A 19,604-nucleotide genomic window follows, 5' to 3' on the forward strand; every position below is an offset into this window, starting at 1 on the left:
CAAATTTGCTAATAATCATAAATTAGCAATAGTTGCTCTGCTTGTTCCTTCTTTTATTGCAGGCTGGGAAGGTGGTAAAAGAATGAATCTTAAGCAGTTGTTACGGCAAATGTCTAGGGTAGGGCTTTCTACAGCAGTAACTAGCATGAGAAAACTTTATCTAGGCATTTAAAAGTTTTAATAACAAGGAGATAATAATGATTAAATACTTACTTGCTTGGCTTTTAGGGGTGCCATTAAGTATATTAGTTTTAATCTGGCTCGTATCACATATTTTTTAATTGTAGTATTTAAGATAAGACTAAGGAAGGTATCATGACAAATGAACATAAGGTTACGGATCCTATGCACACTCACCACACTCATATGCATGATGAGCCAATGATAGGCAGATATCCAGCATGGAGACGTATTTCTTGGAGTGCCATTTTTGTAGGTGCTCTTGTAGGTGTAGGCTTAGGATTTCTTTTAAACCTCTTTGGGCTGGCTATTGGATTAACAGCTTTTAGTGTAAATAGTAGTACAGGTGCTACTGCAGTAGCGATTGGTGGTTTAATTGGCATGTTAATTGGCATCATCGCTTCCATGCTTGCAGCTGGATATACAGCAGGCTATTTAGGCAGACATTATTGCCCTAGAAAAAATGTTGGGGTAATTTATGGCTTTGCTACTTGGACACTTGCTCTCCTACTAAGTGCTATCGTTACATCTCACATGGGAAACTATGTAGCCAGCTATACTAGTAATATGGCTCGCACAGGCGCAACAGCTAAGAACGATACTATGGCTACTGCGGCAAATACGTTAACTCCTACAAATACTCAGGCTGGTTCTGCTAATAAAACAAATGCTGTAGCAGCTTCGCCAGAGAGCTTGGCCGCGAGCGCGTTTATTGTCTTTGTCTTATTTTTCCTTGGCGCACTCGCTTGCTGCTTTGGGGCAGTATGGGGTATGAATTGTAGAAGAGATGATGATTAATAAGAGGTAATGCACCGCAAAGCTGTGAAGCTTTGCGGTTTTGATTAGTAAAAGGATATAAGATGCCTGAATATATCTATAAAGGGTTTAAGGTTGTTTATGATATTGATACTGATAAAAGCAACAATAAATTATATAAGGCAGATGGATATGTCCAATGTCTTTTAGATGAGAATAACCATCCACCAAAAAAATTTCATACCGAGTATAATACTTTAGCCGGTGTACAAGAAGAAATTAAAAAAATGCTTGAAGATTATATTGATTTTGAATGGAATGAATTTAATAAAATGCATGATTAAAGATTTCTTATATAGTTGACTATAGCATTATCCACTAAGTTTTAGATAAGTGATTAAAGCAAAAACATGGGTAATAATCCATAATTGCAGTCATAGATACTGTAAAACAATATAAAGCTTAGTGGGTAACGCTATATTTTGCCGCAAACTCAATTGGTTAAATAAGTATATGGAGTACCGTTTGTTACTTTAACTAAGGAGGTTTATATGAGTAAGGGAGATAAATCAAAATACACAGATAAGCAAAAACGCCAAGCTGAACATATAGAAAAGGGCTACGAAAAGAAAGGTGTTTCTAAAAAAGAGGCTGAAAAACGAGCGTGGGCTACGGTAAACGATCGTAGTGGTGGTGGAAAGAAATCTGGGTCAGGACGTAAAAAGTCAGATTAATAATAGCTTAGATAGCTATCTTGAAACTTATGAAAAGTTTGGATTTGAGTGCAGTTTGAACGTAAATCGCTCTGAAAAAAGGAACTGTAGCCTTTTACATGATCATTCTCATCTATATAGGTCGGTTCTGGAGCATCATTTTCGTTCAAAATATGCCATATATGGCTATTTGTTGGCAGGGAATGAGCGGTTAAGCTTAATACTAAGCGCCTTACCTTAATAGTAAGGAAAATAATCAAATTATTTATGCTTTACTGCTTTGCCAATTTTCTTAATTATCGGCGAAGGTGAAATAGGCGTCATATTTCCACGTTTATCCGGAATTAATAAAACATCCACTTCCATTAATTTAGCTAAAAAATTCCATTCTGTAACAGTCAAGCCTTGATTAATAATAGTATCGACATTAAGAATCTTAGTAGCGAGACCAACAAAGGAGGTAATAACAGTAACTTCATTTTCTGTGAAGTTAATTTTAACCTTTTCCATACTATTCCTTAATGATAAGACTTATGACTCTCTTGTAAGTATGACATGAGTTTTGAATTTAGTCTGTAATTAAAATGATTTAATCTATTTAAACTAAAATAGCTGTAACTTTTTTTACTTCTCTATCTATCAGATTGAAAAGATAAGCTACCATAGTATTTTTTTATTAATATTCTATACTACAATTCTCTTCTAGCCAGTACAGAAGTAGTTCATCTTCACTAAGTGTTTTAATTTTTTTATCATGTTTTTGCAGCCACATAGAAAAACGGTTTTCTTTCCACCAATCAATGATTTCCGCATAAATATAACTTTTTTGGCAGATTGCTGGAGTATGCCCTAAAAGTTCAGCAACTTCTCCAATAACGCCTTTGAGTAAAGATGGTTCAGAGCAATCTAAAGAAATTAGGCGATTTAAAGTCTCACGGCATGCAGCCCAGGTTCGAAAATCTTTGGCGGTAAAGCTTTGTCCTGTAAGAGTTTGTAAGTAAGCATTAATATCTTGTGAGCTAATCACATTTAATTGTTGGTTCTCATCATAATATTTAAACAGTTCATAACCAGGAATGGCTTCACATTTTTTTAATACTCGAATTATTTTTTTATCTCGCAATATAACATGCCAAGGTTTAGCATTTTTACCTATAAACTCCAAAATAGCTTTATTGTATTCTAAAGTTAAATGCTTTTTGCGCAGAGTTGTAAGGCCATAGGATTTATTTTCCTTAGCATAAATAGCATTACCAATACGAATAAAAAAACTATCCATTAGATAAATAATCGAACAAATAACTTGTTCTTTGGTTAGCTTAAGGGCTTTATCTAGCTCTTGATTGATATGTCTACGAAGCATAGGAAGAGCACGCCCAAACTCAATCATCATGTGAAACTTCTTTTGTTGGCGTTCTTGTTGCCATAATTTATGGTAACGGTACTGCTTTCTATTTTTAGAATCACGTCCTGTTGCTTGAATGTGACCATTAGCATAAGGACAAATCCAAACTTGAGTATAGGCTGGAGGAATGGCAAGCGCTTTAATACGTTCTAATTCTTTAGTGTCAGTGATTTTTTCACCTGTTGGATAATAATAGACAAAATTTTTACCAACTTTTTTTCGTGTGATACCGGGCGAGGTATCTCTTACGTAGCGCAATGAAGCGGCTTTGGCGATACGTTCACATTCTTCGGTGGAATATAGCGAAATTTCCATTAAGTTTCTTCACCCTCTTAAAATTTAATCTGACAATGGTTCAGGTTTTTCTATTGGCTCTGGTTCAGGCGAATTAATAGGTTCAGGTTCAGGAGTATTTTCAGGTGATGGTTCATATGGATTGGGGTTTTCAAGCGATATAAATTGAAATTCTCTGCGTAATCCACTTAATAAATAATGTCTTAACATAATATTTTCCTATTAACATAAATAATTATCTGAATATAAAGAAAAAAGCTATTATTAAATTCATAAATATATAAAAATTATATGGTTTAGTTAAATCACTTGTTACAACTAACAGGATAACTGTTTTATTTTTTAATAATACATAATGATACTGATTTTTTTCCTTTCATCCTATTAACTAAATTTTAGATGCTTTTAGTAAAAGCAGCTATAATAATTATAAATAATCGATTAACAAATAAGGATATTTTATGAAAATTTTAAATGGTCTAGATGTTGTGGCACTTATTATTTTAATTATTGGGGGTATCAATTGGGGGCTTGTTGGTATCGCAGGTTTTGATTTAGTAGCTTTTCTTTTTGGCCCTATGAGTGTTCTTTCACGAATTGTTTATATTTTAGTTGGATTAAGTGCTCTTTATACCTTATATTTACTGTTTAAATTTTTAAAAAGGTAGCTTTATTTAGGGCAGCTCAGTATGTATAGTAAGTTTAATTTTAACTGAAAACTTAGAACGAGATGTTTTCTTATAAATGCTTTTAAGCTTACTTTTCATTGCATCTTTATAAAAGATAGTCGTTCGGTATTTCTTTATAAGCATGACTTATTGCGAGCTTTTATATTTATAGTAATACTGTCTTAGTATAGGATGAGTAAATAAGCAAATCGCTATTTTAACCCCTTTACTAAGGCCATGTATGATAATTGCCCATTTATATGATAATCATTTTAAACCAGAAATTATTAATGCCCAAAATTTATCTCTTGTAAATGATGCTGTGTGGATTGATTTAATTACACCAACCAAGGAAGAAGAAGATTGGATAGAAAAAGCGTTGGCAGTAGGCATTCCGACTCAAGAAGAGATGCGAGAAATTGAGTTAACAAGCCGTCTATATATGGAAAATAATGTTTTATTCATGACAGCGCTTATGATTGCCCAATCATCAACGTTAAATCCTAAATGTGATCCTGTTACCTTTGCATTAACGGCTAATCAATTAATTACAATTCGCTATATAGAACCGCAGTCGTTTCAAATGTTAACTAATAGCCTTGCCAAAAATAATAAAAAATATCGCCCATCAGATATTTTAATTGCTCTTTTAGAGGCAACTGTTGATAGACTTGCAGATGCCTTAGAGTATATAGGTCAGCATTTAGATGAATATTCGAGTTATGTCTTTCAAGCAGATTATGATGGTGGAAATAAACCGAAACCGGATTATCAAAGAGTTATGCAAAATATTGGCAGTAAGAGTAACTTAACAGCGAAAGTCAGAGAAAGCTTAATTAACTTTAATCGATTAATCGTTTTTTTTAGACAGTCAACAGATAGTCAAATAGATAAAGAAAGCAAAGTAAGATTAATTAATATAATGAAAGATTTAGAATCGTTAAGTGACTATGCCAATTTCATTTCTAATAAAATTAATTTCTTATTGGATGCCACGTTAGGCATGATAAGTATTGAGCAAAGTGCTATTATTAAAATCTTTTCTGTTGCGGCTGTTATTTTCTTACCACCAACGCTTATTGCTAGTATCTATGGCATGAATTTCAAGTTTATGCCTGAATTATCCTTTAAGTGGGGCTATGAATTAGCTATCTTATTGATGCTGATTTCTGCTTGGATCCCTTATAAATATTTCAAACACAAGGGTTGGCTATAAATAATGGATCAAATTATAGGATTTAGCAAAGTACTCAATTATGAACTCTACCTGCGTAGTATCATTATTACTTTTTACGCTTTAGTGTTATTTAGAACTACTTCTGTGCGTTTAATTGGTGAGTACTCCACCTTTGATTTCATTATTTCTATTGTTCTTGGTGCAATTTTAGGTGAAGCAGTAGTTGAAAATTTACCGTTATTACCGGCCATGATTGCTTGTGCCATTATTGTTACGGTACATCGCTTACTAGCTTATTTAACATATAGAAGCCGTTCTATGGGTAAATATATCAAGGGCGAGAAAATTATTATTTTTCAAGATGGGCATTATAATCGAGAAAATTTACATAGTTGCCATATTACTGAGAATGATATCTTACAGTCCTTAAGAACACAGCATAGTACTGATGATATGAATGCAGTTTATAAAGCAATTTTAGAGCGTAATGGCGAAATTTCTTTTCTTTTTAAGGACGTTTAAAATAAAATCTTGTAAATGAAATTAAAGTACCGAAGCTAATCGATACTTTTAAAAGAAAATCTTAATAATTAATATTTTATTAGCTTTCAGTAATTTCAATCATTTTCTGTAATGCTTTTTTAGCATTTTCAATAACCCATTGTTGATCTTTTACTTCTAGGCGCTGGCGAACACCTGTAAACTCATTAACCATATCACCCGCTTTTACTTCATTGTAAGGCATTGTCTTACCTTGGCGTAGTAAATCAATAAGGGCAACTAAATGAGGTGGATCATTGCGCGACATAGTAGCACAACCGCATCCTAGCGTTTTTTCATTTTCATTTAAGGGCGCTTCGGCCAGGTTAACAACATTAATCCCTAAGGCTTGACAGTATTGTTTTACATTTTCAACCATATGGTTTTCGGTGCCAATGGCATAATGCTTAGTACCCGCCCGATCATTAACTACTAAATCCCAAATAAAAGCAGTAGAGCCTGCATGTTGGGCAACACGAATAACATCATTACGACATTCAGGGTGCACAACTGTCGTATAACCTAGCGCATGCCAGTAATCGCACATAGTTGGTGTGTAGTGAGTATGCACTGCACAATGGCTGGCAAATAAGATAAGCTCTGCTTTATCAAATTGATCTAAGGTATCTTTATCTTGATTAAGTAGGGAATATTGAGCCCCAGCGGTGCCGCCAGGCCAATAAGCAATATTCTTAATACCTAACCAATAAGCGACATTTTCGCCCATATGTTGATCGGGGATAAAAAGAATTTTTTTATTTTGTTCTCTTGCCCAACGAAATATCTTTTTAACATTAGAGCTTGTGCATACGGCACCACCTTGCGCGCCAGTCATGGCTTTAACGCGGCCAGAAGTATTCATATAACAAACAGGTAAAATATTGTCTTTACCATAACGTTCATTTAAATCCATGAAGGCAGGCTCGACCATAAAATCTTTAGCAAGCATTTCCATGGTGCAACCAGATTTGGGGTTAGTGATATAAACGTGTTGATGTTCATTAGCTAAAATACTAATAGATTCAGCCATAAAATGTACCGCTGACTCGATAATAACTGATTTTTGTGGATTGTTTGCAGCCATGAGAGCTAATTGATAAGAGTCACCTATTTGGCCACCAAATTGTTCTATGAGCCGAACTATTTCGCCACCCATATAATAGTGCGCTAACAACAATAGTTTCTCACCAAAATGATCTTGTGCCTTCTTCATATAAGGCGTCATCCAAGCTAATACGGTTGTCAATTTACGATCTGGTAGCGCTTGGTATTCTTCAGCATAAGGCACAAATTCAGGCTGATACCAATCTAGAGGATAATCACTTTGACAAATTTGCATATCATTAGTGATGTGCATTAATGTTCTTTCAGGTTGATAAATCTTAGGGTTATTAAACATAAGTTAATACCTTTAAATAAATGGATTAAGAGGCAAATTAAGCCTAGAAATACTTTCTCTAGCTTGCGCGCTTTTTTCTGGAAAATCCTCACGGTAATGACCGCCGCGTGATTCACGACGTGCAAGAGCTGCGCGAACAATAAGTTCTGCGTTTAAAATAATATTGCGTAATTCAATAAAATCTCGTGTAATCGAGTGTTTCCAGTAATATTCCTCAATAATTTGTTGCCGTTTCATAATTAATTGTAGTAAATCCTGTAGTCCTGCTTCGGTACGTACAATACCAGCATAGGAAGTCATTTCCCCACGTAAACCACGCCAATGTGCATTAATTTGACTTGCACGACGGTTATTGACCTCACTAGTTGAATTCCAATTGTCAATGTTATTTAAGCTCTTAAATGGGTCATTAATATCCTTTAAGCTATGTTGTGCAGCACTACTCGCCATAACAATGGCTTCCAGTAAAGAATTACTTGCTAGGCGGTTGGCACCATGCAGCCCTGTAAAAGCAACTTCGCCGATAGCATACAATCTTTTTAAATCTGTTTGTCCATGAAGGTTAGTTAAAACTCCACCACATTGATAGTGAGCTGCCGGTACAACAGGAATCCAATCTTGGCTAATATCAATGCCAATGGTTAAAAGTGTACTATAAATATGGGGAAAACGTTTCTTTAAAAATTCTTTTGATTGATGGGTAATATCTAAATAAACAAAACCACTTTGACTTTGCTCTATTTCAGTAAAAATAGCACGTGCAACTACATCGCGTGTAGCTAATTCAAGTTGCTCTGGGGCGTAACGGTGCATGAAGCGCTCACCTGTTTCTGCATTTTTTAAGAAAGCGCCTTCACCACGCACGGCTTCTGATATTAAGAAATTATTTAATGTATGGTGATGTAATAGGGTAGGATGAAATTGATAAAATTCCATATTACCCACTCTGGCACCTGCTCGATAAGCCATAGCTACCCCATCACCTGTAGCGACCATAGGATTTGTGGTGTATCTGTATGTTTTACCAGCGCCGCCTGTAGCTAAAATAACACATCGGGCAAGAAAAGTATGGATAACATTTTTCTCACAATCTAGGATATACGCGCCTAGCACTTCACCTTGATTTTCAATGGAATGGGGCTCATAGTGTGTAATGAGATTAACAGCCACATGATCTTCAAAACAATGAATTTGAGGATGGCGCGCAATAGCAGCAAGTAAGGTTTGTGTAACAATCAAGCCTGTTTGATCGCCACTATTAAAAATACGTCTATAGGAATGTCCGCCTTCTTGAGCCAGAACATATTCGCCAGCTTGTTTAATAAATTGAATAGGATAATCTAGGAGCTCTTGGATAGCTCGAGGTCCATTGTCAATAATAAATTCGACTGCAGGCGTATAGCATAGTCCATCGCCTGCTTTTAGGGTGTCTTGGATATGTGCTTCAATAGAGTCTTCACCTGATACAGCAGCAGCAATTCCACCTTGCGCATATTTACTATTACATTCATTTAAAGAAGCTTTACTAATTAAGGCAATACGTAAAGCAGGTTGTAGTTTTAATAATTGCAAGCAATAGTGCAAACCAGCTAAGCCTGAACCTAACACTAAAACATCAAATTCGTGGTTAGTACCTTGCTGGGAACTGTAACTCATGTGAACGCCTTGACCAATTGAGCAGCAAGCCCTGTATATTTTTCAGGTGTTAAATTGAGTAATTGCTCCTTCGCTGTTTTAGGAATATCTAATGAATCAATAAACTCTTTTAAAGTATTTTTATCAATACCACCTTGCCCTCGCGTTAGGGCCTTTAATTGCTCATAAGCATTAGGGATTTGATAACGACGCATGACAGTTTGAATAGGTTCTGCTAATACTTCCCAATTAGCATCTAAATCTTCCTGCAGGGCACGACGGTTGATTTGTAATTTATCATTACCCTTAGCAATGGCTTGATAAGCAATTAAAGTATATGCGAAAGCTGAGCCTAAATTACGAAGGACTGTTGAATCTGATAAATCACGTTGCATACGCGACTGAGTTAATTTACTAGCGAAATGACAAAATAAGGCGTTGGCTAAACCTAAATTACCCTCCGCATTTTCAAAATCAATTGGATTAATTTTATGGGGCATGGTTGAGGAGCCAACTTCACTTGCTACCGCTTTCTGCGTAAAGTAATTTAAAGAAATATACATCCAAATATCTTTAGTATAATCAAGCAAGATATTATTTATACGCATCATAATGTGACAAACTTCAGCGATGCCATCATGAGGTTCGATTTGTGTAGTATAAGCACTGAACGATAACCCTAACGAAGTTACAAAATTTGCACAATGTTTGCGCCAATCAACTTCGGGATAAGCAATAATATGAGCATTGTAATTACCAACAGCACCATTACATTTAGCAGGAATAAGTACTTCCGCTAATTGTTGTTGAGGACGTTTGAGTCTAGCTACAAAATTAACTAATTCTTTGCCAACGGTAGTTGGTGTTGCAGGTTGGCCGTGAGTACGACCAAGCATCGCTGCATCACCATGTTGTTTACCTAACATAGTAATGCCACCAATAATTTCAGCTAAAGTTGGTTGAATAATCTGAGCGAGTGCTTCTTTTACCATCAAAGCATAAGCTAGATTATTAATATCTTCTGAAGTACAAGCAAAATGAATAAAGGGAGCATATTTAGTTAGATTTTTATGCTCACTTAGTTTTTCCTTCATATAGTATTCAATCGCTTTCACATCATGATTAGTTTGTTTTTCAAAAAATTTAACTTTTTCAGCTTCAGACTCATTAAATTGACTAATAATCTCAGCCAAAAAAGCCTTAGAATCGGCATCAAGGTTCGGTACTTCTTTAATATCAGGATTTGCTGCCAGCGACTTTAGCCATTCCACTTCAACCATTAAACGATAGTAGATAAGTGCAAATTCACTAAAATAGGGGCTTAACGCACTAGATTTTTTTTGATAACGGCCATCAATAGGAGAAATAGCATTTAAAGTAGATAAAATCATGTATATAAATTACTTAAAACCAGGTTGCTTGTTAGTATATAAGATAATCATAAAAAAAGCATGAAAACTATAGATGAGGTATAGGATATGAGGCAGTTTAAATAATTCTAAGAATGAATTACATATTAAAAAATAAAAACGAGTAAATGAAAAGATTTAGATAAGAGGCTTTTAGATGCATTTCGGTAATATAAGTCATAAAAATCGAAGTTTTTTGATGCAATGGATGCAATTTATAGGCATCTTTGGGTTGCCTAAAGGATAGTATGAAAAAATTTTGGAGAGGCGCTGCGTATGTTGTTCTTAGTATCCACATTGTATTTACTTTTTTTATAGTTCTCACACCTTTCACTATCTTAATAGGTAAATGGCAATTATGGCCCTGGACACAAAATCAACTCTTTCGCTACATTCATCTATTGCTATTAACCTATGTAATCATTGAAGTACTTTTTTCAATCCCTTGCTTTCTAACTACGATAGAAATTAACTGTCGAAAAAAATCTAACATGCCTCTTTATAGCACAGGATTCTTTGATTACTGGGTAGAAAATTTATGTGCTATTACGTACCGTAATTGGATATTTATTACTATTTTCACTCTAATTTCTATTTTTTCTTTCGTGTTATACTTCGCCATTCCACCCTTAGACTCTTGAAGCCTTATTAACTCCTATTTTAAAACTCTTCCAAAGTGCTCTGCCAAATATCTTCACCTGGTATATCGATTCCATAAAAGAAGACTTAGCATCATTATCACGGCCGCTGTAGAGGTGATTAAGATGGGGTTGAATCTTTATATCGGGAATATAAATTAGCATCGATTTTAATAACTCTACCATCAAACTTTTAGCGAGTGACTTACCTAAGCAGATTCGTTTGCCGGCGCCAAACACCAGTCCTTCAAAAGGATGTTTTAAACCGGGCTCTAACCAAGATTGAGGATTAAATAGAGGGCTCTGAATGAACTGATCAAGAATCATAATAACTTGCGTGCCGGCTAAAACATTTTTACCGTTAATTATCATATCAGTTAAAAGCTCTCGTTCCAGAATAGGGAAAGGATGTTTTAGCCGAATAGATTCCATAAGCAGCGCTAATAAAAAAGTATCATCGCCTTCTGCTACCTTTTTACGAGTAACTTCATATAATTTTGGGTCTTCTCGTAGGAATGAAAAAACAGAGACCATAATATCGCTAACATTAATTTGTGGTGACAAAATAAAGGGTTGCGCAAATATAGACAACCACAAAGTTGGATCTTTAATATTATCATCTATAAGACCCACCCCATACCTTGAATCTCTAATAATCTCAGTTAAACGTTGGCAAAATGCTTGCTTTACTTGAAGATCTCCAGAACCTTTTAAAGCAATTTCTTTTCGCCACTCAATAGACGCATTATAAAAAAGTATTTCATCTTTTAACTCCATCTTTTTTTCAAAAAGAATTTCATATAAAACCCTCAGTACAATACGTGATACTTGCTCTGCATCAATAACCAGTGATGGGTTAAGGTGCATGTCACTTGCAAGCATTTGAATATGTGAATTCACCTGCAAGGGAATATTTTCCTTCCATCGTAATGTACGAAATACTTGACAGCAATTCATTGAAAGTTCTTTCCAACGCATCCCATCTTCAGATTCTATAGAATAAATTGGCTGCCATGCGGGAATTGCAAAAAGGTGCTCAACAAAAGTCCCCTTTATATCAGAGCATGCTAAAATTTTTGTACAAAGAACAGGATCGCTATCTAAAATTAAGACTGGTTTTCTCTGTAACCAAGCACAAAGTTTAATAAAATATTTTCGTACTTGAGATGACCCGTTACCATAACGAACAAGAGAAACACCATCCATAAAACCTACCGCAAAATAGAGTATAGTAACATTACCAGACAGATTTCTCGGAGTTAAATTTGTTATTTATTAAATTTGGCTTATAAAAAGGGAAGTGATTACACGCTTTTTCTAAAGTCTTTTCTTACCCTTTGCCATAAGCTCATTCACATTAATTAGTAATTTAAGTAGAATGACGAAAATTAAAGGCGCTTAAGGTATCTATAATTATGTCGAGCAAGCATACGATTGAGTTTAACTATTTAGGGATGAAAGATCTAGAACAAGTAGGCGGTAAGAATGCCTCTCTTGGTGAAATGATTAGCCATTTAACTCAATTAGGTGTATCAGTGCCGCATGGCTTTGCAACCACAGCTGACGCGTTTCGAGAATTTTTATCTACAAATGGTTTAGATAAAAAAATCTATAACATGTTAGATTCTTTAAATACAGATAATATTGATGATCTCATTGCCGTAGGTAAAAAGATTCGTGAACTTATTATTCAAACACCTTTTTCTGCTGACTTTGAGGAGTCTATTAGCGCGGCTTATCAAAAGCTTACTCAGACAATTAATCAAAATGATTTCAGTGTAGCAGTTCGTTCTTCAGCGACAGCAGAAGATTTACCGGACGCATCCTTTGCAGGACAGCAAGAGACTATTTTAAATGTTCGCAGTTTGGATGGCGTATTAACTGCTATCAAACAAGTCTTTGCTTCATTGTTTAATGATCGGGCTATTGCCTATCGTGTGCATCATGGTTTTGAGCATAAAGAGGTCGCTTTATCAGCGGGAATTCAGCAAATGGTACGCAGTGATTTAGCAGCCAGCGGTGTTATGTTTACCATGGATACAGAGTCTGGTTTTAATGAGGTTGTTTTTATTACATCAGCTTATGGTTTAGGCGAAATGGTGGTACAAGGTGCCGTAAACCCCGATGAATTTTATGTATATAAACAAGGACTATGTGCCGGTCGGCCCGCTGTAATACGGCGGAATTTAGGTAGTAAGGCCAGTAAGATGATTTATTGTACAGAGCAAATTGAAGGACGCACTGTAAAAACAGTTGAAGTAGAGCAAGAAGCGCGCCTTAAATTTTCTTTAACCAATTATGAGGCTGAAGAGTTAGCTCGCCAGGCATTAATTATTGAAAAACACTATGGTCGGCCCATGGACATTGAATGGGCTAAAGATGGGCAAGATGGACGTCTTTATATTTTGCAAGCAAGACCTGAAACAGTAAAAAGTCGTACGTCTGAGCAAAAGCTTGAACGTTATACCTTGCAAAGTAAAGGGTCAATTCTTGTTGAAGGGCGAAGTATTGGACAGCGAATTGGTCAAGGCAAAGCGAAAGTTATTAAAGATATTAGTGAAATAAATCGAGTAGAGCCAGGTGATGTTTTAATTTCTGATATGACTGATCCCGACTGGGAGCCTGTTATGAAACGTGCAGCCGCAATTGTAACCAATCGTGGTGGGCGGACCTGTCATGCAGCTATTATTGCTCGTGAATTGGGTATACCTGCTGTGGTTGGTTGCGGTGATGCAACAAAAGTAATTACCAATGGTGCATCTGTCACTGTTAGTTGTGCTGAAGGTGATAATGGTTATGTTTATGAAGGTTTATTGCCCTTTGAGCGTGTCACATTGGACGTTGAGAATATGCCCGAATTACCTTTAAAAGTAATGTTAAATGTGGGTAATCCTGAGCGAGCTTTTGCATTTCAAGCTATTCCTAACGAAGGTGTTGGCTTAGCTAGGTTAGAATTTTTAATTTCCAATACAATAGGGATTCATCCCAAAGCCCTCATTCAATATGATCATTTAGAAGATAAAGAATTAATCGCTTTAATTGATGAAAAAACGGCTGCTTACGATTCACCCATTAACTTTTATATTGATCGTTTAAGTGAAGGAGTGGCTACCATTGCAGCAGCTTTTTATCCTAAACCTGTTATTGTACGTTTGTCTGATTTTAAATCAAATGAATATGCTAATTTAGCTGGTGGTAAATACTATGAGCCCTTAGAAGAAAATCCAATGTTAGGTTTTCGCGGGGCTTCACGCTATGTTTCTCCTAATTTTGCTGACTGCTTTGCTTTAGAGTGCCAAGCTATTAAAAAAGTACGTGAAGAAATGGGTTTTAAAAATGTTGAGGTGATGATTCCCTTTGTCAGAACAGTTTCAGAAGCCGAGCAAGTGATTCAGGTACTAAAACAAAATGGCTTAGAAAGAGGCAAAGATGAATTGCGTGTTATTATGATGTGTGAACTCCCTTCTAATGCGTTGTTAGCAGATAAGTTCCTACATTATTTTGATGGTTTTTCAATTGGGTCTAATGATTTGACTCAGTTAACATTAGGACTTGATAGAGATTCAGGACTGGTTGCAGCGCAATTTGATGAGCGGGATGAAGCCGTTAAAGCATTACTACATATGGCTATAGCAACTTGTAAAGCAAAAGGTAAATATGTAGGAATTTGTGGCCAGGGGCCATCTGATCACCAAGATTTTGCTCGTTGGTTAATGCAAGAAGGAATTGATAGCGTTTCTTTAAATCCAGATTCTGTTTTGGAAACATGTCTCTTTCTTGCAAAATGTAAATAAAATGCTAAATAAAATTTATTTTTTTTGCTTACTCTTGATGTCTCCTGCTATCGTATTTGCGAGCGATATGGAGGCCCATGATCCGATTGCTAATGTTATCTTATGGGTTACATTATTCTTTTCCTTTGCTATTTTAGGCCGTTATTTTGCTAAGCTTTTAAATCAACCCGGGGTGCTGGGCGAGCTTTTAATGGGTGTTATAATCGGTAATATCTGCTATTTTTTCGGATCACAATTAATAGTTGTATTGCGAGAGGGCGCTGTAATTTATTCTATTATGAAAGATTTATTAATAGGAAATCCTCTTGTCCAAGCTGTTGCTCAACATGTTCCAAACCCTTTTTATGCAGCGCAAGTGACACAAGCTTTAAGTAGTCCTGCAGGTATTGAGTTTATAAAGATAGGTTATGTGCTTGACGTCTTTTCTCGTTATGGTGTTATTTTTCTTCTCTTTAAAGTAGGCTTAGAAAGTTCTATTCAAGAATTAAAGCATACAGGCATTGAATCAATAAAAGTTGCTGTGATTGGGGTCGTTGCGCCCATTATTTTAGGATTTTTAGTTGCTTATATTATTGTGCCTGAAGCTTCTTATAAGGTTAATCTCTTTGTAGCTGCAACACTTACAGCAACAAGCATAGGAATTACTGCACGTGTACTTTCAGAAATGAATAAATTAAAAACACGTGAAGCAAGAACAATTCTTGGTGCCGCCATGCTTGATGATATTTTAGGACTTATTATTCTTGCTGTAGTTAGCAGTATTGTGATCCAAGGTCATGTTGATTTGTTCATGATAGGGCAAGTTATTATCGCAACTATTTTGTTTTTTATGGTAGCGATTCTCTTAGGTCCTTGGTTATTAAATAAATCAATTAAGTATTTTCACTTTCTAGATTTATGGGAAGAAAAATTATTTATTTCATTTATCTTTGTGATGTTTTTTGCCTGGCTTGCAACAGTTGTAAAACTTGCAGCCATTATCGGCGCTTTTGCTGCGGGCTTAATTATTAATGATAGTTTTTTTGAAAATAAAAAAAATTTACGCCAGCATAGTTTAAAAATTAACGATTTAATTTCACCGATTGAATCATTACTAGCTCCTTTATTTTTTATGTTAATTGGCTTGCAGGTTAAGTTAGAGGCTTTTATGCATTGGCAAGTCATTATTATGGCTAGTGGTTTGATTGCTGCTGCTATTATAGGAAAGTTACTTAGTGGGCTAGGTGGAAGTAAAAAAGATGATCGGATGCTAATAGGTATTGGTATGCTGCCTCGAGGAGAAGTAGGATTAGTTTTTGCTTCGATTGGTAGAACCTTAGGAGTCATTTCCGATCAACTTTTTTCTGCCATTATTTTAATGGTTATTATTACCACAGTGATTGCACCACCGTGGTTAAAGAACCGTTATGCTAAACAAAAAGGTGAAGCTTTAAATGATTAATTTATCTTGGGTATTAAACGATGTCAGACGAGCATTAGAAGAAGATCTTGGTAATGGTGATGTCAGTGCTGCTCTACTTGAAGAACATGTATATGCCGAAGCAGAAATTATTTCACGAGAGCCCATGATATTTTGTGGCAAACCTTGGGTTGAAACCACTTTTCGAGAAGTAAATTCGTCTATAGAACTGAATTGGTTAGCTAAAGAAGGCGATTGGTTATCGAAAGCAACGACGTTATGCCTCATTAAAGGTTTGGCTAAAGATATATTAACGGCTGAGCGTTGTGCTTTAAATTTCTTACAAACATTATCAGCAACAGCAACACAAACTCATTATTATGTAAAGGAATTAGAAGGGACTAAAACACGGTTATTAGATACAAGGAAAACATTACCTGGCCTTCGTTATGCGCAAAAATATGCTGTTGTTTGTGGTGGAGGAGTGAATCATCGTATGGGTTTGTATGATGCATTCTTAATAAAAGAAAATCATATTAAAGCCTGCGGTTCAATTACCAATGCTATCAAGCGGGCACGAGAGACTAATACTAATCTGTTAGTAGAAGTTGAAGTTGAAACAATTGAAGAATTACAAGAGGCCTTACAAGCTCAGCCTGATCGCATTTTACTTGATAATTTTACGCAAGCCATGCTTATAGAAGCCGTAAGCTTAAATACACCACATCAATGCAATTTAGAAGCGTCTGGGGGAATAAATCTAGACAATATTAAAGCAGTTGCTCAAACAGGCGTAGATTATATTTCAGTAGGTAATATCACTAAATCAATTCAAGCGATTGATTTAAGTTTGTTAATTAGAGCTTGTTAATGAATCAGGAAGAAATATGAAGCCAAAAATTGTTTTTACAGGTGGCGGCACTGCAGGACATGTGACACCCAATTTAGCTTTAATTGAAGCAGTAAAACAAGAAGATTGGCAAGTTAATTATATAGGCTCAAAAAATAGCGTAGAAGAAAGTATAATTAATAGCGTTGGTCATCTTCCTTTCTATGCGATAAGCTCAGGTAAGTTGCGGCGCTATTTTAGTTGGCAAAATTTTTTTGATCCATTTCGAATTTTAATAGGAATTATCCAATCTTATCATTTGCTACGAAAGCTTAAAGCGAATGTCGTTTTCTCTAAAGGTGGCTTTGTTGCGTTTCCAGTTGTACTGGGTGCTTGGTTAAATCGAATACCAGTTGTTATCCATGAATCGGATATGACACCTGGATTAGCAAATAAGTTAAGTTTTCCTTTTGCTGATAAAATTTGTGTTAATTTTGAGCTAGCAAAAAAACATTTTAAGCAAAACAGATCAGTTGAAGTAACAGGTACGCCAATTAGACCCCAATTGTTTTCAGGCTCGCGCTTACGAGGCTTAGAATATTGCCACTTCACTACTGAGAAACCTTGTTTATTAGTAATGGGTGGTAGTCAAGGCGCTAGAAGTTTGAATGTAATTATTCATCAATCACTAAGTGAGTTGACAAAAAAATTTCAAGTTATTCATTTATGTGGCAAAGGAAAGAAAGATATGTCTATAAATCAACAAGGTTATTGCCAATTTGAATTTATAGATAAAGAGCTACCTGATTTATTTGCTGCCGCTGATTTGGTAGTATCACGTGCTGGTGCTAACTCACTTTGCGAATTGTTAGCATTACAAAAACCACACGTCTTAGTTCCGTTATCTTTGCAAGCAAGTCGAGGTGATCAAATTCAAAATGCCCATTACTTTAGTCAGTTGGGGGTTAGTACCGTACTTGATAATGATACTTTAACAAGCCAAGCCTTAATTCAGGCTGTTAAGCAAACTTATCATAATAAAGATGAGATCATTGCTAAAATTAAAGCGCTGCAAATCGAACCTGCCACAACTAAAATTTTAACTATTATTAAGGAGCAATTGCATGCTGAATCCCGAAATTTTGTATAAATTTATTGCTGAAGAATGGGATAATGCAATTTTACCTAGTCTATGTGATTACATAAAAATACCTAATAAATCGCCTCATTTTGATCCTGATTGGGAAAAAAACGGTTATATGGAGCAGGCTGTGTGTCATATAGCGCATTGGTGTAGATTATATGCACCTAAGGGCACAAATTTAGAAGTAATTCGCCTTCCAGGTCGTACGCCTTTGTTGTTTTTAGATATTCCTGGTGCAATCAATGATACCGTGCTTTTATATGGCCATCTTGATAAGCAACCAGAAATGGTAGGTTGGCAAGAGGGTTTAGGCCCTTGGGAGCCAGTATTACGCGAAGATCGGCTCTATGGCCGCGGTGGCGCTGATGATGGCTACGCTGCCTATGCTTCTTTAACCGCCATTCGGGCTTTGCAAGATCAAGAAGTGCCACATGCACGTTGTGTGTTAATTATAGAGGCGTGTGAAGAAAGTGGCAGTTATGATTTGCCTTTCTACATGGAAATTCTTAAAGAAAAAATAGGCACACCTTCTTTAGTCATTTGCCTTGATTCTGGGGCAGGAAATTATGAACAGTTATGGATGACAACCTCTTTGCGGGGTAATGTTGTTGGTGAATTAAAAGTAGAGCTTTTAACAGAAGGTGTTCATTCAGGTAATGGTAGTGGAATTGTTGCTGACAGCTTTAGAATTGCTCGTCAGTTACTCAGTCGCATTGAAAATGAGATGACTGGAGAAATTACTCTACCAGAACTTTATTGTGATATTCCTGAACAACGAAAGGAACAGGCTATTGATTGTGCTAATGCTTTAAAGGAAGAGATTTATAAATCATTTCCCCTGCATCATGATGTTGAACCTGTTAATAAAGATGAGGTTGAATTAATTCTAAATCGAACTTGGCGCCCTGCTTTAACTATTACTGGTGCTGATGGTTTACCTACTATTGCAAATGCTGGCAATGTGCTTAGACCAACAACAGCACTAAAGTTATCCATGCGCTTGCCTCCGCTAACAGAACCAAAACAAGCGGCGGTAGCAATGCAAAACGTGTTAACAGAAAATCCACCTTATCAAGCGCATGTATCTTTTAATATTCAAGATAGCGCTCGTGGCTGGCATGCGCCATTAGTAGCAGATTGGTTTGCACGAGCGGTCAATGACGCGTCCATGACTTTTTATAATAAACCTGCGGTATATATGGGTGAGGGAGGTACTATTCCTTTTATGGGTATGTTAGGTGAATTATTCCCAGCAGCTCAATTTATGATTACTGGTGTGCTCGGGCCTCATTCTAATGCACATGGTCCTAATGAATTTTTACATCTTAATATGGCAAAGAAATTAACGGCTTGCGTTTCCTTTGTATTAGAACAACATGTTAAGCGAAGTACTTAAATTTGATAGTCTAAATGTAGCAACGGTTTTTATAGTCTGTTAATAATTATTCTACGAAATCATAGATTTAGTTTGTAGCCTGGGCGAAACGCAGTGAAACCCGGGTTTCAGCTCGGCCTACTTACACCCAAGCTACTTAGTCATTTTGTAAATCAAATATTTGAAATAAATTATTTATAAATCATAAAATTATATTTTTTTCACTCGACAATTCTTAAAATTGCTGAC

19 protein-coding genes are annotated in these 19,604 nt (G+C 35.8%); 12 read left to right on the forward strand and 7 right to left on the reverse strand.

What is annotated here, in order from left to right:
• The first annotated feature begins 315 nt into the window (after window positions 1-315).
• From DYH30_RS04455 to DYH30_RS04465, 3 genes are all read left to right on the forward strand, one after another.
• A complete protein-coding gene (locus DYH30_RS04455) occupies window positions 316-978 on the forward strand; it encodes a hypothetical protein (protein ID WP_242604751.1) in 663 nt (220 codons plus the stop codon).
• A 62-nt stretch (window positions 979-1,040) separates the two neighbouring features.
• On the forward strand, window positions 1,041-1,280 hold the full coding sequence (locus tag DYH30_RS04460; protein WP_115330490.1) for a hypothetical protein: 240 nt from the start codon (window positions 1,041-1,043) through the stop codon (window positions 1,278-1,280).
• 207 nt (window positions 1,281-1,487) lie between these two features.
• Window positions 1,488-1,670: a hypothetical protein gene (locus tag DYH30_RS04465; RefSeq protein ID WP_115330491.1), complete on the forward strand. Its 183-nt coding sequence runs from the start codon at window positions 1,488-1,490 to the stop codon at window positions 1,668-1,670.
• Between the two features lie 240 nt (window positions 1,671-1,910).
• Here DYH30_RS04465 and DYH30_RS04475 read toward each other — a convergent pair whose 3' ends face one another.
• The 3 genes from DYH30_RS04475 to DYH30_RS17910 all read right to left on the reverse strand — a co-directional run bounded on the left by DYH30_RS04475 (window position 1,911) and on the right by DYH30_RS17910 (window position 3,558).
• Window positions 1,911-2,159: a hypothetical protein gene (locus DYH30_RS04475; protein ID WP_115330493.1), complete on the reverse strand. Its 249-nt coding sequence runs from the start codon at window positions 2,157-2,159 to the stop codon at window positions 1,911-1,913.
• Between the two features lie 166 nt (window positions 2,160-2,325).
• Window positions 2,326-3,369 carry a DNA topoisomerase IB gene (locus DYH30_RS04480; protein ID WP_115330494.1) on the reverse strand — a complete coding sequence of 348 codons (1,044 nt, stop codon included), beginning with the start codon at window positions 3,367-3,369 and terminating at the stop codon, window positions 2,326-2,328.
• A 24-nt stretch (window positions 3,370-3,393) separates the two neighbouring features.
• Window positions 3,394-3,558 carry a hypothetical protein gene (locus DYH30_RS17910; protein WP_160116152.1) on the reverse strand — a complete coding sequence of 55 codons (165 nt, stop codon included), beginning with the start codon at window positions 3,556-3,558 and terminating at the stop codon, window positions 3,394-3,396.
• Window positions 3,559-3,809: 251 nt separating this feature from the next.
• On the opposite strand from DYH30_RS17910, the gene DYH30_RS04485 reads away from it, so the two are divergent.
• From DYH30_RS04485 to DYH30_RS04495, 3 genes are all read left to right on the forward strand, one after another.
• Entirely contained in the window at window positions 3,810-4,016 is a 207-nt protein-coding gene (locus tag DYH30_RS04485; protein WP_115330495.1) for a DUF378 domain-containing protein, read from the forward strand.
• Window positions 4,017-4,257: 241 nt separating this feature from the next.
• Complete coding sequence (locus DYH30_RS04490; protein WP_115330496.1) at window positions 4,258-5,232, forward strand: magnesium transporter CorA family protein; 975 nt, start codon at window positions 4,258-4,260, stop codon at window positions 5,230-5,232.
• A 3-nt stretch (window positions 5,233-5,235) separates the two neighbouring features.
• Complete coding sequence (locus tag DYH30_RS04495) at window positions 5,236-5,715, forward strand: DUF421 domain-containing protein (RefSeq protein WP_115330497.1); 480 nt, start codon at window positions 5,236-5,238, stop codon at window positions 5,713-5,715.
• A gap of 79 nt (window positions 5,716-5,794) precedes the next feature.
• On the opposite strand, the gene nadA is transcribed toward DYH30_RS04495, so the two are convergent.
• Genes nadA through purB form a run of 3 tightly spaced genes read right to left on the reverse strand, consistent with a single transcriptional unit; the run spans window position 5,795 to window position 10,158 of the window.
• Window positions 5,795-7,132 (reverse strand): quinolinate synthase NadA, encoded by a 1,338-nt coding sequence (gene nadA / locus DYH30_RS04500; RefSeq protein WP_115330498.1) that lies wholly within the window; start codon window positions 7,130-7,132, stop codon window positions 5,795-5,797.
• 12 nt (window positions 7,133-7,144) lie between these two features.
• The gene (nadB, locus tag DYH30_RS04505) at window positions 7,145-8,788 is read right to left on the reverse strand and encodes an L-aspartate oxidase (protein WP_115330499.1); all 1,644 of its coding nucleotides are present in this window, start codon (window positions 8,786-8,788) and stop codon (window positions 7,145-7,147) included.
• Entirely contained in the window at window positions 8,785-10,158 is a 1,374-nt protein-coding gene (purB, locus tag DYH30_RS04510) for an adenylosuccinate lyase (protein ID WP_115330500.1), read from the reverse strand. The genes nadB and purB overlap by 4 nt, the downstream gene beginning before the upstream one ends.
• A gap of 266 nt (window positions 10,159-10,424) precedes the next feature.
• Here purB and DYH30_RS04515 point away from each other — a divergent pair, with 266 nt between their 5' ends.
• The gene (locus DYH30_RS04515; protein ID WP_115330501.1) at window positions 10,425-10,817 is read left to right on the forward strand and encodes a DUF2784 family protein; all 393 of its coding nucleotides are present in this window, start codon (window positions 10,425-10,427) and stop codon (window positions 10,815-10,817) included.
• Here the strand turns inward: DYH30_RS04515 and DYH30_RS04520 are convergent.
• The gene (locus tag DYH30_RS04520) at window positions 10,806-12,020 is read right to left on the reverse strand and encodes a cytochrome P450 (RefSeq protein WP_115330502.1); all 1,215 of its coding nucleotides are present in this window, start codon (window positions 12,018-12,020) and stop codon (window positions 10,806-10,808) included. The two genes, DYH30_RS04515 and DYH30_RS04520, sit on opposite strands and share 12 nt — an antisense overlap.
• A gap of 209 nt (window positions 12,021-12,229) precedes the next feature.
• Here DYH30_RS04520 and ppsA point away from each other — a divergent pair, with 209 nt between their 5' ends.
• The 5 genes from ppsA to DYH30_RS04545 are packed head-to-tail and all read left to right on the forward strand — an operon-like array spanning window position 12,230 to window position 19,376.
• A complete protein-coding gene (gene ppsA / locus DYH30_RS04525) occupies window positions 12,230-14,608 on the forward strand; it encodes a phosphoenolpyruvate synthase (protein ID WP_165482169.1) in 2,379 nt (792 codons plus the stop codon).
• A gap of 1 nt (window position 14,609) precedes the next feature.
• Window positions 14,610-16,049, forward strand: coding sequence for a cation:proton antiporter (locus tag DYH30_RS04530; protein ID WP_115332501.1), 1,440 nt, complete (start codon window positions 14,610-14,612; stop codon window positions 16,047-16,049).
• Window positions 16,042-16,878, forward strand: coding sequence for a carboxylating nicotinate-nucleotide diphosphorylase (gene nadC / locus DYH30_RS04535; protein ID WP_115330504.1), 837 nt, complete (start codon window positions 16,042-16,044; stop codon window positions 16,876-16,878). The genes DYH30_RS04530 and nadC overlap by 8 nt, the downstream gene beginning before the upstream one ends.
• A 16-nt stretch (window positions 16,879-16,894) precedes the next feature.
• On the forward strand, window positions 16,895-17,986 hold the full coding sequence (locus DYH30_RS04540; RefSeq protein ID WP_115330505.1) for an undecaprenyldiphospho-muramoylpentapeptide beta-N-acetylglucosaminyltransferase: 1,092 nt from the start codon (window positions 16,895-16,897) through the stop codon (window positions 17,984-17,986).
• Window positions 17,961-19,376, forward strand: a complete 1,416-nt coding sequence (locus DYH30_RS04545; protein ID WP_115330506.1) for a M20 family metallopeptidase — start codon at window positions 17,961-17,963, stop codon at window positions 19,374-19,376. Before DYH30_RS04540 ends, DYH30_RS04545 begins: the two co-directional genes overlap by 26 nt.
• Window positions 19,377-19,604: the final 228 nt, after the last annotated feature.

This window comes from Legionella busanensis (assembly GCF_900461525.1).
GTDB classification, from domain to species: Bacteria; Pseudomonadota; Gammaproteobacteria; order Legionellales; family Legionellaceae; genus Legionella_C; species Legionella_C busanensis.

Excerpts from the sequence above, each read along its gene's own strand:
- DYH30_RS04455 (WP_242604751.1), top strand. The coding sequence starts at position 316 with ATGACAAATGAACATAAGGTTACGGATCCTATGCACACTCACCACACT.
- DYH30_RS04460 (WP_115330490.1), top strand. The coding sequence starts at position 1,041 with ATGCCTGAATATATCTATAAAGGGTTTAAGGTTGTTTATGATATTGAT.
- DYH30_RS04465 (WP_115330491.1), top strand. The coding sequence starts at position 1,488 with ATGAGTAAGGGAGATAAATCAAAATACACAGATAAGCAAAAACGCCAA.
- DYH30_RS04475 (WP_115330493.1), bottom strand. The coding sequence starts at position 2,159 with ATGGAAAAGGTTAAAATTAACTTCACAGAAAATGAAGTTACTGTTATT.
- DYH30_RS04480 (WP_115330494.1), bottom strand. The coding sequence starts at position 3,369 with ATGGAAATTTCGCTATATTCCACCGAAGAATGTGAACGTATCGCCAAA.
- DYH30_RS17910 (WP_160116152.1), bottom strand. The coding sequence starts at position 3,558 with ATGTTAAGACATTATTTATTAAGTGGATTACGCAGAGAATTTCAATTT.
- DYH30_RS04485 (WP_115330495.1), top strand. The coding sequence starts at position 3,810 with ATGAAAATTTTAAATGGTCTAGATGTTGTGGCACTTATTATTTTAATT.
- DYH30_RS04490 (WP_115330496.1), top strand. The coding sequence starts at position 4,258 with ATGATAATTGCCCATTTATATGATAATCATTTTAAACCAGAAATTATT.
- DYH30_RS04495 (WP_115330497.1), top strand. The coding sequence starts at position 5,236 with ATGGATCAAATTATAGGATTTAGCAAAGTACTCAATTATGAACTCTAC.
- nadA (WP_115330498.1), bottom strand. The coding sequence starts at position 7,132 with ATGTTTAATAACCCTAAGATTTATCAACCTGAAAGAACATTAATGCAC.
- nadB (WP_115330499.1), bottom strand. The coding sequence starts at position 8,788 with ATGAGTTACAGTTCCCAGCAAGGTACTAACCACGAATTTGATGTTTTA.
- purB (WP_115330500.1), bottom strand. The coding sequence starts at position 10,158 with ATGATTTTATCTACTTTAAATGCTATTTCTCCTATTGATGGCCGTTAT.
- DYH30_RS04515 (WP_115330501.1), top strand. The coding sequence starts at position 10,425 with ATGAAAAAATTTTGGAGAGGCGCTGCGTATGTTGTTCTTAGTATCCAC.
- DYH30_RS04520 (WP_115330502.1), bottom strand. The coding sequence starts at position 12,020 with ATGGATGGTGTTTCTCTTGTTCGTTATGGTAACGGGTCATCTCAAGTA.
- ppsA (WP_165482169.1), top strand. The coding sequence starts at position 12,230 with ATGTCGAGCAAGCATACGATTGAGTTTAACTATTTAGGGATGAAAGAT.
- DYH30_RS04530 (WP_115332501.1), top strand. The coding sequence starts at position 14,610 with ATGCTAAATAAAATTTATTTTTTTTGCTTACTCTTGATGTCTCCTGCT.
- nadC (WP_115330504.1), top strand. The coding sequence starts at position 16,042 with ATGATTAATTTATCTTGGGTATTAAACGATGTCAGACGAGCATTAGAA.
- DYH30_RS04540 (WP_115330505.1), top strand. The coding sequence starts at position 16,895 with ATGAAGCCAAAAATTGTTTTTACAGGTGGCGGCACTGCAGGACATGTG.
- DYH30_RS04545 (WP_115330506.1), top strand. The coding sequence starts at position 17,961 with ATGCTGAATCCCGAAATTTTGTATAAATTTATTGCTGAAGAATGGGAT.